At 69.5% G+C, this 14,363-nt stretch carries 12 protein-coding genes; 7 read left to right on the forward strand and 5 right to left on the reverse strand.

All coding sequences use genetic code 11. The features are described from left to right. Positions 1–30: 30 nt before the first annotated feature. Positions 31–1,794, reverse strand: coding sequence for a glycoside hydrolase family 15 protein (locus AC1DK4_RS03160; protein WP_477115742.1), 1,764 nt, complete (start codon positions 1,792–1,794; stop codon positions 31–33). 85 nt (positions 1,795–1,879) lie between these two features. Then, positions 1,880–2,653 (reverse strand): trehalose-phosphatase, encoded by a 774-nt coding sequence (otsB, locus tag AC1DK4_RS03165; protein ID WP_441613647.1) that lies wholly within the window; start codon positions 2,651–2,653, stop codon positions 1,880–1,882. Between the two features lie 260 nt (positions 2,654–2,913). On the opposite strand from otsB, the gene ilvA reads away from it, so the two are divergent. Together ilvA and queF are read left to right on the forward strand one after the other, a co-directional pair. Further along, positions 2,914–4,440 (forward strand): threonine ammonia-lyase, biosynthetic, encoded by a 1,527-nt coding sequence (ilvA, locus tag AC1DK4_RS03170; RefSeq protein ID WP_477131385.1) that lies wholly within the window; start codon positions 2,914–2,916, stop codon positions 4,438–4,440. Positions 4,441–4,524: 84 nt separating this feature from the next. Further along, positions 4,525–5,358 carry an NADPH-dependent 7-cyano-7-deazaguanine reductase QueF gene (queF, locus tag AC1DK4_RS03175; protein WP_441613649.1) on the forward strand — a complete coding sequence of 278 codons (834 nt, stop codon included), beginning with the start codon at positions 4,525–4,527 and terminating at the stop codon, positions 5,356–5,358. A 31-nt stretch (positions 5,359–5,389) separates the two neighbouring features. Here the strand turns inward: queF and AC1DK4_RS03180 are convergent, their stop codons facing one another. Beyond that, positions 5,390–6,718, reverse strand: a complete 1,329-nt coding sequence (locus tag AC1DK4_RS03180; protein ID WP_441613821.1) for a carbohydrate porin — start codon at positions 6,716–6,718, stop codon at positions 5,390–5,392. A gap of 335 nt (positions 6,719–7,053) precedes the next feature. Here AC1DK4_RS03180 and AC1DK4_RS03185 point away from each other — a divergent pair, with 335 nt between their 5' ends. From AC1DK4_RS03185 to AC1DK4_RS03205, 5 genes are read left to right on the forward strand one after another with little or no spacing between them, the layout of a single operon-like run. Further along, the gene (locus AC1DK4_RS03185; protein WP_441613650.1) at positions 7,054–7,761 is read left to right on the forward strand and encodes a TetR/AcrR family transcriptional regulator; all 708 of its coding nucleotides are present in this window, start codon (positions 7,054–7,056) and stop codon (positions 7,759–7,761) included. Positions 7,762–7,793: 32 nt separating this feature from the next. After that, the gene (locus tag AC1DK4_RS03190) at positions 7,794–8,768 is read left to right on the forward strand and encodes an HlyD family secretion protein (protein ID WP_441613651.1); all 975 of its coding nucleotides are present in this window, start codon (positions 7,794–7,796) and stop codon (positions 8,766–8,768) included. After that, entirely contained in the window at positions 8,765–9,796 is a 1,032-nt protein-coding gene (locus AC1DK4_RS03195; protein WP_441613652.1) for an ABC transporter ATP-binding protein, read from the forward strand. The genes AC1DK4_RS03190 and AC1DK4_RS03195 overlap by 4 nt, the downstream gene beginning before the upstream one ends. Continuing rightward, on the forward strand, positions 9,793–10,980 hold the full coding sequence (locus tag AC1DK4_RS03200) for an ABC transporter permease (protein ID WP_441643138.1): 1,188 nt from the start codon (positions 9,793–9,795) through the stop codon (positions 10,978–10,980). Before AC1DK4_RS03195 ends, AC1DK4_RS03200 begins: the two co-directional genes overlap by 4 nt. An 11-nt stretch (positions 10,981–10,991) precedes the next feature. Beyond that, positions 10,992–12,575, forward strand: a complete 1,584-nt coding sequence (locus AC1DK4_RS03205; protein ID WP_441613654.1) for an efflux transporter outer membrane subunit — start codon at positions 10,992–10,994, stop codon at positions 12,573–12,575. Here the strand turns inward: AC1DK4_RS03205 and AC1DK4_RS03210 are convergent. Next, positions 12,552–13,745 carry a pyridoxal phosphate-dependent aminotransferase gene (locus AC1DK4_RS03210; RefSeq protein WP_441613655.1) on the reverse strand — a complete coding sequence of 398 codons (1,194 nt, stop codon included), beginning with the start codon at positions 13,743–13,745 and terminating at the stop codon, positions 12,552–12,554. The genes AC1DK4_RS03205 and AC1DK4_RS03210 overlap by 24 nt on opposite strands. Before the next feature lie 193 nt (positions 13,746–13,938). Further along, entirely contained in the window at positions 13,939–14,247 is a 309-nt protein-coding gene (locus AC1DK4_RS03215) for a hypothetical protein (protein WP_441613656.1), read from the reverse strand. Between the last annotated feature and the right edge of the window lie 116 nt (positions 14,248–14,363).

The raw sequence follows: 14,363 nt of genomic DNA on the forward strand, positions 1-14,363 counted from the left end.
CCTTTGTCGTTCCACGCCCGGCTCAGCCGGTCAGATCACCGCGTCCCACGGCGCCGACAGGCGCGTGGCGCCGTTGATCAAGCCCACCATCGAATAGGTCTGCGGGAAGTTGCCCCACATCTCGCCGGTCACCGGGTGGGTATCCTCGGACAGCAGGCCGAGCGGATTGCGCGCCGCCAGCATGGCTTCGAAGATCTCGCGCGCCTCTTCGCGGCGCCCCACGCGGGCCAGCGCGTCGATGCGCCAGAAAGTGCAGATGTTGAAGGCGGTCTCGGGCCTGCCGAAATCGTCCGGCGCCTCGTAGCGGCGCATGTAGGGCCCGTCGCACAGCGAGGCTTCCATCGCCTCGAGCGTGGACATGAAGCGCTCGTCCTGCGGCGCGATGAATCCCACCTCGGCCATCAGCAGCACGCTGGCGTCCAGCTCGCGTCCGCCGAAGCTCTCGGCGAAGGCCTTGCGCTCCTCGCTCCAGGATTCGCGCACGATGCGCTCTTTCATGACGTCGGCGTGCTGGCGCCAGTACGCGGCGCGGTCCGGCAGCTGCAGCGCGTCGCCGACCTTGGCCAGGCGGTCGCAGGCGGCCCAGCTCATCAGCGCCGACGAGGTGTGCACGCGCGCGCGGGTGCGCAGCTCCCACATGCCGGCGTCGGGCGTGCCGAACACGCGCACCGCCTGCTCGCCCACGGTTTCCAGCACGCGGTATTCGGCGGCCCCGCCCCGGTGCAGCAGGCGATGGTCGTGGAAGGCCTGCGCCGCGCCCAGCACCACGTTGCCGTAGACATCGTGCTGGAAGTGCTCCTGCGCCTGGTTGCCCACGCGCACCGGGCCCATGCTGCGGTAGCCCGGCAAGTGATCGAGCACGCTCTCAGGCAGTTCCAGCTCCAGCCCGATGCCGTACAGCGGCTGGATATGACCGTCCTTGGACTGCATCACCACATTGGACAGCCAGCGCAGGTAGTCCTCCATGGTGCCCACCTCGGACAGGCTGTTGAGTGCGCGGATCACGAAAAAGGCGTCGCGCAGCCAGCAGAAGCGGTAGTCCCAGGTGCGGCCGCTGCCGGGCGCCTCCGGAATGCTGGTGGTCATGGCCGCGACGATGGCGCCAGTTTCCTCGAACAGCGACAGCTTGAGCGTGATGGCGGCGCGGATCACCGCGTCCTGCCATTCGCGCGGCACCGCCAGGCGCCGGCTCCACATGCGCCAGTAGGCGGTGGTTTCCTGCTCGAAGTCGCGCGCGATCTCCTCCACCCCGCCCTGCAGCGTTTCGTCGGGGCCGAGGATGAAGTCATGGTCGCGCGTGAGCAGGAATGGCGTCTGCGACAGCACATAGGTCAGCGGCGCGTTGGTCGTCATGCGCAGGGTCATGCCGTCGCCGATATAGCGTACGTGGCTGCTGCCCCGCGTGATCTCCGGCACCACGCGGCCCCAGTCGAAACGCGGCGCCACCGTGACGCGCACCCGCGGCGCGCCACGGATGGGGCGGATGCGGCGGATCAGCGTGGTGGGCCGGAAGTAGCGGCCGAGGCGGAAGAAGCGCGGCGCGAAATCGGTGATCTCCATGCAGTTGTTGTGGCGGTCCGTCAGCCGCGTGCGCAGCACCGCGGTGTTCGGCTCGTACCATTGCTGCGCTTCCTGGAAGTCCTCGATCTCGATGGCGAAGTGGCCGGCGTTTTCGCTGGGATCGAGCAGCGCATTGAAGACCGGGTCGCCGTCGAAGCGCGGCAGGCAGCACCAGACAAAGCGGCCGCGCCCGTCGACCAGCGCGGAGATCGCGCAGTTGCCGATCATGCCCATCGAGAGCGACGGATCGGCGTGTTGGCGCGCGGCGGCGCGCGGACGGTTGTCCTCGGTGGATGGTTGGCTCACAGCGAATTCCCCCTCAAGACGTCGTTGCGGATGTGGAAGCGGCCCCGGCGGCAGCCATGACTTCCAGCGCCTTGGCCGAACGATGCAGCCAGCAGCGCAGCGCCGCCGGCCCGGTCACGCTGACCGTGGCCGCGCTGGGGCGCTGGCCGACCAGCACGCCCACGCCGCCCAGGCGGCGCACCACGGCGAAGCCGGCTTCGTCGGTGATGTCGTCGCCGGCGAACAGCGGCGTGCGCCGCGCGAACGGCGGGCCGCGCATGAAGGTGTCGATGGCGCCGCCCTTGTCCACGCCGGCCGGCTTGAACTCGACCACCATCTTGCCGTGCAGGAGTTCGACGCCGGGCACGCCGGCCGCCAGCGTCGCGGCAAAGTTGCGTACCAGGCCCTCGAGTTCGGGAACGGCGCGATAGTGCACCGCGACCGCGACGGATTTGCGTTCCAGCTGCAACCCGGGGTGGGCGCTGACCAGCGCCTGCAGCGGCGGCAGCAGCAAGGGCACGCCGGGATCGGGCTCGCGCAGGCGGTGGCCGCCCGCGTCACGCAACTCCGCGCCGTGCACGCCGGCAGCCGGCAGCCGCAAAGGCTTGAGGAAGTCGTCCAGCTCGGCGATCGGCCGGCCGGACACCAGCGCGAGGGCGCCGTCCAGGTGACGATGCAGGGCGCGCAACGTCCCCACCAGTTCCGGTTCGACCTGTACGAGATCAGGGCGTGGCGCAAGGTCAGCCAGCGTACCGTCGAAATCCAGGAACAGCGCCGTGTTTGCTTCGATAAGAGGTAAGGGAGGCATTGCATTACACCGTAGCAGAGTGTTTTGACAGCGTCCACCGGACGGCGTCCTACATGGTGCGCCGGCGCGCGCGCCGCGTCACGGCGGTGCCTGCGCCGGCACTGGGCGGCTGCCGCGCCCGCGCGCACGTGCGCTCGCCTGCCCTTGGCGGCGAGGGGCTTGCCGGTCCGGCCGGCGCTCCGGGTGCCGGCACAAGCATCGGGGTGGCGCGCCATCCTTTATCATTGACGGTTTCGCCTACCCCGCCCTGGCTGTCCACGATGACCCGCAAACCCGACTACCTGAGAAAAATCCTGACCACCAAAGTGTATGACGTGGCGCAGGAAACCGATCTCACCTTTGCCCAGCAGTTGTCCGCGCGCACCGGCAACTCGGTGTGGTTCAAGCGCGAGGACACCCAGCCGGTGTTCTCGTTCAAGCTGCGGGGCGCCTACAACAAGATGGCATCGCTGTCGCCGGAGGAACTCAGGCGCGGCGTGATCGCCGCCTCGGCCGGCAACCATGCGCAGGGCGTGGCGCTGTCGGCGGCGCGCCTGAAGTGCAAGGCGGTGATCGCCATGCCGGTCACCACCCCGCAGGTAAAGATCGATGCGGTGCGCGAGCACGGCGGCGAGTGGGTCGAGATCGTGCTGCACGGCGACTCCTACAGCGACGCCTACAACCATGCCGCGGAACTGGAAAAGAAGCACAAGCTGACCTTCATCCACCCGTTCGACGACCCGGACGTGATCGCCGGCCAGGGCACCGTCGCCATGGAGATCCTGCGCCAGCATCCGGGGCCCCTGCATGCCGTGTTCGTGGCGATCGGCGGCGGCGGGCTGATCTCCGGCATCGCGTCCTACATCAAGGCCGTGCGCCCCGAGATCAAGGTGATCGGCGTGCAGACCATGGATTCCGACGCGATGAAACGCTMGGTCGACGCGGGCAAGCGCGTGGAACTCAAGGAAGTGGGCCTGTTCTCGGACGGCACCGCGGTCAAGCTGGTCGGCAAGGAAACCTTCCGCATCACGCGCGAGCTGGTCGACGAGATCGTGCTGGTGGACACCGACGCGATCTGCGCCGGCCTCAAGGATGTGTTCCAGGACACCCGCAGCATCCTCGAGCCGGCCGGCGCCATGGCCGTGGCCGGCCTCAAGCTCTACGCCGAGCGCGAGAAGCTCAAGGGCAAGCACCTGGTGGCCATCGCCTGCGGCGCCAACATGAACTTCGACCGCCTGCGCTTCGTGGCCGAACGCGCCGAGGTGGGCGAGGCGCGCGAAGCCGTGTTCGCGGTCAGCATCCCCGAGGAGCGCGGCAGCTTCAGGCGCTTCTGCGAACAGGTCGGCACGCGCAACGTGACCGAGTTCAACTACCGCATCGCCGACAACAGCATGGCGCATATCTTCGTCGGCGTGCAGATCGCCARCCGCGCGGAGAACGACAAGATCGCCGCGGGCTTCCGCCGCCACGGCTTCGATACGCTGGACCTGTCCAACAACGAGCTGGCCAAGCAGCATATCCGCTACATGGTGGGCGGCCATTCGCCGCTGGCGCATGACGAACTGCTGTACCGCTTCGAGTTCCCCGAGCGCCCGGGCGCGCTGATGCGCTTTCTCTCCAGCATGAGCCCGAACTGGAACATCAGCCTGTTCCACTACCGCAACCAGGGCGGCGACACCTCCAATATCCTGGTCGGCATCCAGGTGCCCAAGAACGAGAAGCGCGCGTTCCGCGCCTTCCTCGCCACGCTCGGCTATGTACACTGGGAAGAGACCGAGAACCCTGTCTACAAGCTGTTCCTGTCCTGAATCGCCGACCCCGCCAGCTGGCTTTCTCCCCCGGCCCCGCGCCCACCGAAGTGGGCGCGGGGAGAAAACCAAACCGGAGCCCCCATGAGCCTTCCCGAACATTCGCCGCTGGGCAAGCCCTCGGCCTACAAGACCGAATACGATCCCACCCTGCTGTTCCCGATCCCGCGCCAGCCCAAGCGCACCGAGATCGGCCTGGCCGAAGGCCGCGCCCTGCCGTTCTTCGGCGTGGACATCTGGAACGCCTACGAACTGTCGTGGCTGAACCTGAAGGGCAAGCCGCAAGTCGCGCTGGCCAGCTTCATCATTCCCGCCGACACGCCGAATATCGTCGAGTCCAAGTCGTTCAAGCTCTACCTGAACTCGTTCAACCAGAGCAAGATCGCCTCGCCCGAGGCGTTGCAGCAACTGCTGCACCATGACCTCTCGGAAGCCACCGGCGGCACCGTGCAGGTACGGCTGGTGACCGAGGCCGAACTAGGCGGCCAGAAGATGGGCGAGCTGGACGGCGTGCCGCTGGACCGCCTCGACATCGAGACCGATATCTATGAGCCCGCGCCGCACCTGCTGCGCGCCAGCCAGGACGAATCGCCGGTGGAAGAGACGCTGGTGTCGCACCTGCTCAAGTCCAACTGCCTGGTCACGGGCCAGCCCGACTGGGGCAGCGTGCAGATCCGCTACGTGGGCGCGCCGATCAACCAGGAAGGCCTGCTCAAGTACCTGATCTCGTTCCGCAACCACAACGAATTCCACGAGCAATGCGTGGAGCGGATCTTCACCGACGTGATGCGCCAGTGCAAGCCGGTGAAGCTGGCGGTCTACGCGCGCTATACGCGCCGCGGCGGGCTCGACATCAACCCGTTTCGCACCAACTTCAACACGCCCTGGCCGGACAACCGCAGGAACGCGCGGCAATAGGAAATAGGGGCGATGGCGCCGGACCCGGCGCTCAGAACTCCGCGTGCAGCCGCACGCCGTAGAACGTGGCCGGACCGCGGTCGCGGTTGTAGCCGGGATTGCGGACGTACTGGAAGTCCGGGCTGATGCTCAGGTACTTCACCGGCTGGAAGCTGTAGTACAGCTCCAGCACCTGCTCCGGGCCGTAGCGCAGCGCGCCGTCACCGAGGAACGCGCCCATCCCGCCCGCCGCCAGGTAGGCCTGGTGGCGCGAACCCAGCATGTTCACCGCCAGCGCCAGGCCCACCGCGTCGCGCGGCCGGCCCCAGGCATTGCCATTGAGCACGCCGCCCGCCGACACCTGCCGGCCGATCTCGGTAAAGGCGTAGGTCTCGGTCTTGTCGTCGGACATGCTGGCCCGTGCGAACACCCCCAGCGAATCGTTGACCCGTTGCAGCAAGGTCAGGCCCACGCCGATCTTGGCGTGTTCCTCGCGCACATTGGCCAGGTCCGGCGTGGTGCCGGTGGCGGCGCCGAACTGCACGGCATCGCTGAACGCGCCCATGCGCGCCTTGTTGCGGAAGAACAGCAGGCGCGCCGTACCGGGCTGGCCCGCGATGCTGTAGCGCTTCTCCAGCTCGAGGATGTCGCCATAGTGCTGGAACATGCGCGTGTCCAGTTCCAGCCCGTTGGATTCCAGCGGCTGCAGGAAGCGGCCGATCCGCGCCGACCAGCTGTCGCCGATATACTCCAGCGCCACGCCCCAGTCATAGCCGCGCGCATCGGCCGGATAGTCGAAGGCGCCGTGCGTCAGGAACGACCAGTTCATGAACTGGCTACGCGGGTCCGAACCGAATTCATTCAGGTCGAACACATCGAGCACGCCGAAGTTGCCCGCGGTCAGCACCACGCGGCGCTTGTCGACGTTGCCGGCGAACTGGTTGAAATCCGCCTCCACCTCCTCGCTGCCGCCGCCCAGGCCCCAGGTCTGCCGGACGAAGGCGCGCGCGCGGTAGAACACCGGGGTGGTGCTCGACGCCTTGGCCAGCTCGCCGTTGGTAAGGCCGCCCATGCCGTGCAGCCCGGAGAACGGCACGCCCTGCGTCACTTCCGGGTTGAAATGGAATTCGGCGCCGCGCCACAGGCGCAGCCCGAGGTCGAGCGTGGTGCTGAACGAATAGCTCTTGGCACGCGCGGTGCCCAGGCTGTTCTCGCCCGAATAGGCCGCGCCGAACGACGGCTTGCGCTGCCAGATATAGGTGGTCTGGCCGTGGAAGGAGAACGGCGAATCGACGGAATTGACGAGATCGGCCGGCGCCACCACCGCGCTGCCGTCCGCGCTCGCGCCTTGCACCGCTTCCTGCGCCTGCGCCGGCGCCATGCCCGCGCAGGCCGCGAGCGACAGGGCGGCCGCCGACAGGCGGCAGGCGGAAGCGGACAGGCGAAGCCGCGCCGGGGCGGCAAGGAAACGACGAAGCAACATGGAAAATCCGGGGAGAAACGGGAGAAACGGGAGCCTGCGGCGCGAATATGCGACCGAGTGGATCGGCGGACGAAGCATAGCCAAGGGTTTATGACATGTCTACCTTGTATTGCTGCAACGCAACATGAAACGGTGCTGACCGAGCCATGTCGCCAAAGGCCGTCTTTGTAACCGCGCTTGAATTAATTAACTCACCAATTAATATTAGGTCAGTTGCCTGAGACGTACCACCAATGCCCACCGATCGCCCATCCCCGCCCCGTCGCCCGGGCCGCCCCGTCGCCGCCGACAAAGCCGCCGCGGCCGGCCAGCGCGCGCAGTTGCTCGACGCCGCCACCACCCTGTTCGCGCAGCACGGCGTGGCCGCCACGCCGATCAAGACCATCGCCAGCCATGCCGGCGTCACGCCCGCGCTGGTGCACTACTACTTCCGCGACCGCGACCAGCTGCTCGACGCGGTGGTGGACGAGCGCCTGCAGCCGCTGGTGGAACAGGTGTTCGCGCCCGCCCTGGCGGACCCGGCCGAGCCCACGGCCATGCTGGTCGGCATCGCCGCGCGGCTGATCCGCATCGCCGCGGCCACGCCGTGGTTCCCCGGGCTGTGGATCCGCGAGATCGTCAGCGTGGAGGGCCAGTTGCACCAGCGCGTGCTCCAGAAGATCGCGCTGCAGCGCGCCGGCCTCGTCACCGGCCGCCTGGCCGCGGCGCGCGCGGCCGGCGCGCTCAACGCCGGCCTGGAGCCGCCGCTGCTGATGGTGTCCCTGATCGGCCTGACGCTGTTGCCGCTGGCCACCACGCATATCTGGCAGCGCCTGCCCGGCGCCGAAACGGTCGACGCCGAAGCGCTGGTGCGCCACGTCAGCGCGCTGCTGGCGCACGGCCTCGCCCCGGCGCCGCCGCCTCCCGGCGTCGCCGGCCCATCCACCCCGCCCTCAGCCTGAAACGGAAACAGCCCTGCGCCCGGGAGCCGAACATGCATCGCTACAGCCCCACCCTTCGCACCACCGCCACGCTCCTGCCCGCCCTCGCCGCCGCGCTGCTCGGCGCCTGCGGCAACAACGCACCACCTTCGTGGCAAGGTTATGTGGAAGGCGAATTCGTCAGCGTCGCCTCGCCCTTCGCCGGGCGGCTGGACAAGCTCTCCGTGCAGCGCGGCCAGCAGGTCGCCGGCGGCGCGCCACTGTTCGCGCTCGAAGCCGACGACGAAACCGCGGCACGCCAGCAGGCGGCAGCGCAATTGCGCACGGCCGAATCGCAGCTTGCCGACCTGCAGACCGGCAAGCGCCCGCCCGAAGTGGACGCCACCCGTGCCCAGCTCGCGCAGGCCCAGGCCAGCGCGGTGCGCAGCGCGGCGCAGTACAAGCGCGACCAGGCGCAGTTCGCCATCGGCGGCATCGCCCAGTCGCAACTCGATGAAAGCCGCGCCACGGCCGCCTCCGATGCCGCCCGCGTGCGCGAACTGCAGCGCGACGTGGAAGTGGCGCGCCTGCCCGGACGCAGCGCCCAGCTTGCCGCGCAGGAGGCCCAGGTGGCCGCCGCGCGCGCCACGCTGGCGCAGGCAGAATGGAAGCTCTCGCGCAAGACCGTGGGCGCGACCCAGGCTGGCCTGGTGTACGACACGCCGTTCCGCCCGGGCGACTGGGTGCCGGCCGGCAGCCCGGTGGTCAGGCTGCTGCCGCCGGGCAACGTCAAGGTGCGCTTCTACGTGCCGGAAACCGTGGTGGGCGCCCTCAGGAACGGCGAGGCGATCCGCGTGCGCTGCGACGGCTGCGCCGCGCCCGTCGATGCCACCGTCAGCTACATCTCCAGCCAGGCCGAGTACACGCCGCCGGTGATCTACAGCAACGAGACGCGCGGCAAGCTGGTGTTCCTGGTGGAAGCGCGCCCGGCGGCAGCCGATGCGCCCAAGCTGCATCCGGGCCAGCCGGTCGAGGTGGCACGGCCATGAACGCGGCACCCGGTCAGGCCACGCCGCGGGCACCGGACGGACCCGGCGGCAACAACGGCAGCCACGGCAACAACGGCGCACTGGTCATCGACGTGCGCGACCTCAGCAAGCGCTACGGCGACAAGGTGGTCGTCGACAAGCTCAGCATGCAGGTGGCGCGCGGCGAGATCTTCGGCTTCCTCGGCCCCAACGGCAGCGGCAAGACCACTTCGATCCGCATGATGTGCGGGCTGCTGACGCCCGACGGCGGCAACGGTACCTGCCTGGGCTACGACATCCTGCGCGAGAGCGCGCAGATCAAGCGGCGCGTGGGCTATATGACGCAGAAGTTCTCGTACTGGGACGACCTCTCCATCCGCGAGAACCTGGATTTCGTGGCGCGCGTGTATGGCATGCCGAAGCGGCGCGAGACCGTGGACCGCGCGCTCGAGGATCTCGGCCTGGCCAGCCGCGCGCAGCAGCTTGCCGGCTCGCTCTCGGGCGGCTGGAAGCAACGCCTGGCCCTCGCCGCCTGCCTGCTGCACGAGCCGCAGCTGCTGCTGCTCGACGAACCCACCGCCGGCGTSGACCCCGCGGCGCGCCGCGATTTCTGGGAGCAGCTGCACCTGCTGGCGGCGCGCGGCATCTCGGTGCTGGTCAGCACACACTATATGGACGAGGCCGAGCGCTGCCACAAGCTCGCGTATATCGCCTACGGCAAGCTGCTGGCGCAAGGCACCGCCGCGGAAGTGGTGGCCGGGCAGAAGCTGGTCACCTGGAGCGTGCAGGGCGACCAGCTCGCCGCGCTGTCCGAACAGCTGCGCGATGCGCCCGGCGTGGAACAGACCGTGGTGTTCGGCAACGCGCTGCACGTCACCGGCCACGACGCGCCCACGCTCGAAGCCACGCTGCGCCGCGTGGCCGGCACGCAGCACCGGATCGAGCGGATCGACACCAGCCTCGAGGACGTCTTCATCCACATGATGAGCGGCGCCGAGGACAATATGCGCGCCGGCAAGCCGGAAGGCGGCAAGGAGAAGAGGCAATGAGCGCCGACCGAACCAAGCCGGACGGCCCGGCGCGCGATGCCGGCGGCGGGCGCTTCGGCTTCTCGCCGCAACGCTGGTGGAGCATCGTCATCAAGGAATTCCTGCAGCTGCGCCGCGACCGCGTCACCTTCGGCATGATCGTGGGCCTGCCCATCATCCAGCTGATGCTGTTCGGCTTCGCCATCAACACCGATCCGCGCCAGCTCACCACGGCGGTGATCGCGGCGGACCACAGCGAGTTCACGCGCTCCTTCGTGGCCGGCATGCAGGCGTCCACGTATTTCCGCGTGACCCGCACGCTGCCCGACGAGGCGGCCGGGCACGAGGCCCTGCGCCGCGGCGACGTGCAGTTCGTGCTCACGATCCCGCCCGACTTCACCGCGCGGCTGCTGCGCGGCGAGCGCCCGGCGCTGCTGGTCGAGGCCGACGCCACCGACCCCTCCGCCACCGGCCAGGCCATCTCCGCGCTGCCGCAGCTGGCGTACTCGGTGGCCGACAAGGACCTGCAGGGCGCGCTCGCGCCCCTGGCCGGCGGCAAGGCACCTTTCGAGGTGCAGGTGCAGCGCCTCTACAATCCGGAGGGCCTTACGCAGTACAACATCATCCCCGGCCTGATGGGCGTGATCCTGACCATGACGATGGTGATGATGACGGGCCTGGCGATGACCCGCGAGCGCGAGCGCGGCACCATGGAGAACCTGCTCGCCACGCCGGTCATGCCGCTCGAGGTGATCACCGGCAAGATCGTGCCCTACGTCTTCATCGGCCTGATCCAGGCCACCATCATCCTGCTCGCGGCGCGCTGGATCTTCCATGTGCCGTTCGTGGGATCGGTGGTCGCCGTCTACCTGGCGTCGCTGCTGTTCATCGCCGCCAACCTGACGGTGGGCATCACGCTGTCGTCGCTGGCGCAGAACCAGCTGCAGGCCGTGCAGCTCACGTTCTTCTATTTCCTCCCGAGCATCCTGCTGTCGGGCTTCATGTTCCCGTTCCAGGGCATGCCGGCCTGGGCGCAGGGGGTCGGCAGCATCCTGCCAATGACCTACTTCAACCGCATGATACGCGGCGTCCTGCTCAAGGGAAACGGCTGGATCGAGCTATGGCCCAACGTCTGGCCGCTGCTCTTGTTCACCGCCGTGGTCATGACCATCGCGCTGCGGTTCTACCGCCGCACACTCGATTAAGGGAGCCGGCCATGCAAGCCCTGCCGCCTCGCGGTTTCACCAGGCCCACGTCCGCCCTGCCGCGCCTGCCGCTCGCCATCCTGGCCGCGGCCGCGCTCTGCTCCTGCGCGGTGGGCCCCGATTTCAAGCTGCCGGCCGCTCCCGGCGGCGACACCTACACCGCCGGCACGCAGCCGCGGCGCACCAGCGCGGCCGACACGCCGGGTGGCCAGGCCCAGGCCCTGCAGGTCGGCGCCGACGTGCCCGCGCAATGGTGGACCCTGTTCCGCAGCCCGGCGCTGGACCTCACCATCCGCGCCGCGCTCGCGGCCAGCCCCACGCTGGCGCAGGCACAGGCGCGGCTGGAGCAGGCGCGCCAGGACCTGGCCGCCAGCACCGGCTCGCTGCTGCTGCCGCGCGTCGACGCCAAGCTCGACACCACGCGCGAGCAGGTCAACCTCGCCTCGGCCGGCATCACCGCGATCCCCAGCCCGGGCCCGTTCACGCTGTACGGCGCCAGCGTCGAAGTGTCCTACACGCTCGACCTGTTCGGCGGCGCGCGGCGCGAGCTCGAAGGCTTGCGCGCGGCGGTGGACTACCAGCGCTTCGAGCTGGAGGCAGCGCGCCTGGCGCTGGCCGGCAACGTGGCCACCGCGGCGATCCGCGAGGCCAGCCTGCGCGCGCAGATTGGCGACACCGAAGCCATCGTGCAGGCCCAGCAGCAGCAGCTCGGCATCACGGAAAAACGCTTCCAGGCCGGCGGCGTGGCCGCGGTCGACGTACAGCGCCAGCGCAACGAGCTGGCGCAGAACCAGGCGCTGCTGCCGGGACTGGCGCAGCAGCTTGCCGCCACGCGCCACCAGCTTGCGGTCTACGTGGGCGAGGCGCCATCGGCCGCCACGCTGCCGGAATTCCGCCTCGAAGACCTGACCCTGCCCGACACGCTGCCGGTCAGCCTGCCGTCGGCGATGGCGCAGCGCCGCCCCGATATCCGCGCCGCCGAAGCGCTGCTGCACCAGGCATCGGCCAATATCGGCGTGGCCACCGCACAGCTCTATCCGCAGCTCACGCTGACCGGCAGCGCCGGCACGCAAGCCATGTCCGCGCGCGACCTGTTCAGCAGCCTCAATGTATGGTCGCTCGCCGCCGGGATCGTGCAGCCGGTCTTCCGCGGCGGCGAGCTGGTGGCGCGCAAGCGCTCGGCCGAAGCGGCCTACGAACAGTCGCTGGCGGCTTACCGGCAGGCCGTACTGGCCGGCCTGCGCGAAGTGGCCGACACCCTGCGCGCGCTCGAGGCCGATGCCGACATACTGCAGGCGCGCGCGCTCAGCGCCCGCCAGACCGGCGACACGCTGAACATCGTGAGGGAGCAGTACCGGCTCGGCGGCGTCAGCCAGCTGGCGGTGCTGGATGCCGAGCGGCAGGATCGCCAGGCGCGGCTGTCGCTGGCGCAGGCCAGGGCGAACCGGTTCTCGGACTCGGCGGCACTGCTGCAGGCGCTGGGCGGCGGCTGGTGGCAGGAACCCGGGCAGGAACCGGGGCACGAACACGGGCAGGCGCGCAGACCGCCCGCCGCCGGCAGGGACCTGGCGTCAGCGTCCCAGGAACGTCCGTAGCCGCCTGACGCCCTCGTCCAGCCTGGCCGTGTCGCAGGCATAGCACCAGCGCACGAAGCCCTCGCCTTCGTCGCCGAACGCGCTGCCCGGCGCGAGACCCAGGTGGGCCTCGCGCACCAGTTGCTTGCACAGCGCGAGGCTGTCGCCGGCACCCTCCAGCCGGAAGAACACATACATCGCCCCTTGCGGCGCATGGACATCCACGCCCGGCACCTCCGCCAGCGCGCCCACCAGATGGTCGCGCGCCGCGCGCAACCTGCCCACCAGCCCGCGCGTGAAGGCCTCGCCTTCGCGCACGGCGACGATGCCCGCCTCCTGCACGAAGGACGGCGCACACGAGGTGTTGTACTCCACCAGCTTGCCGAGGTCGTCGGTCAGCGCCGCGGGCAGCACCATCCAGCCCAGCCGCCAGCCCGTCATCAGCCACGCTTTGGAGAACGAATTCACGCAGATCACGCGCTCGTCGCGGCTGGCGATATCGAGGAAGGACGGCGCCACGGCATCCTCGCCGGCGCCGTAGTAGAGCCGCTCGTAGACTTCGTCGGCGATGATCCAGATACCGTGGCGGCGGCAATGCGCAAGCACCGCCTGCTGGTCGGCGCGCGACATCACCCAGCCGGTGGGGTTGTTGGGCGAATTGATCATCAGCAGGCGCGTGTCCGGCGTGAGCGCGGCCAGCAGCTTGTCGAGGTCGAGCGTCCACCCGTGCGCGCCGTAGTCGAGCGAGACCGTTTCCACCTCGGCGCCGAGGATCTTCGGGATCTCCACCAGGTTGGGCCACAGCGGCGTGACCGCGACGGCGCGGTCGCCGGGGCCGGCCACCAGCTGCGCGGCCAGCATCAGCGCGTTGACGCCGGCGCTGGTGACCACCACGTTGTCCATGGCGGTGGCGCCGTGCAGCGCGCTCACGTAGTCCGCCAGCGCGCTGCGCAGCGGCGCGATGCCGAGATTGTGCGTGTAGAAGGTGGCACCGCCGGCCAGCGCGCGGCTGGCCGCGTCGCGGATAAAGTCCGGCGTGACCTGGTCCGACTCGCCGAACCAGAATGGCAGCACATCGGCCAGGCCGATGCCGGCATTGGCCACCTCGCGGATGCGCGAGGCGCGCAGGTGATGGACGGCGGCGCGGGCTGCGGCCGGGGCGGACGCAAAGCCGGGCTGGCTGGTGGACATCGGCACTCCTTGTGGTGTGAGGGTGGAATCGGCCCGAATGCTGCAGACCCGACAGCGTAGCGCAAAGCGACGGGCGCCGGTATCGGTGCCTGCCGCCTGCCGCACTCCGCTTGCTAACCACCCGCGAGCCACTCGTTAGCCACCCGCAAGCCACCTCTTGGGGCAAGGCGCCGGCGCCAGCCTGCCCGCGCGGCTATCGCCCGCCTGCGTCCTCGCCCTGCGACGCCCAGCCCGGCTTCATGCGCAGGCCGAAGCTGCTGCGCGGCTGGGCCTCGCGTTCGGGGCGCAGCGAATACTGGTCGTGATTGCCCTGGGAAGACGGCTGCGCCGCCTGCTGGACGGCCTGCGAAGTGGGCGTGCTGCTGCCCGCGCGGGGCGCAGGCTTGCCCGCCGCGCGGGCCTCGCTGGCAGGCTGCTCGGACGTGCCCGCCAGCGCCGCCTGGGTGGCCACGCCGGCGCACAGCGCCAGGAGAAAGAAGGGGATAAGGGGTTTCTGGATCACTGTCACTCGGCGGCGCGGCAAGGGGTTGCCCGGCGCTTGCCGCCAGTTGCTCAAGCCCCCATTGTCTCAGCTAGCGGGGCCGCCGGGTAGATCGCCCCCGGCGGCCCGCGCGGACT

It is taken from the genome of Cupriavidus sp. 05N38 (assembly GCF_056397345.1).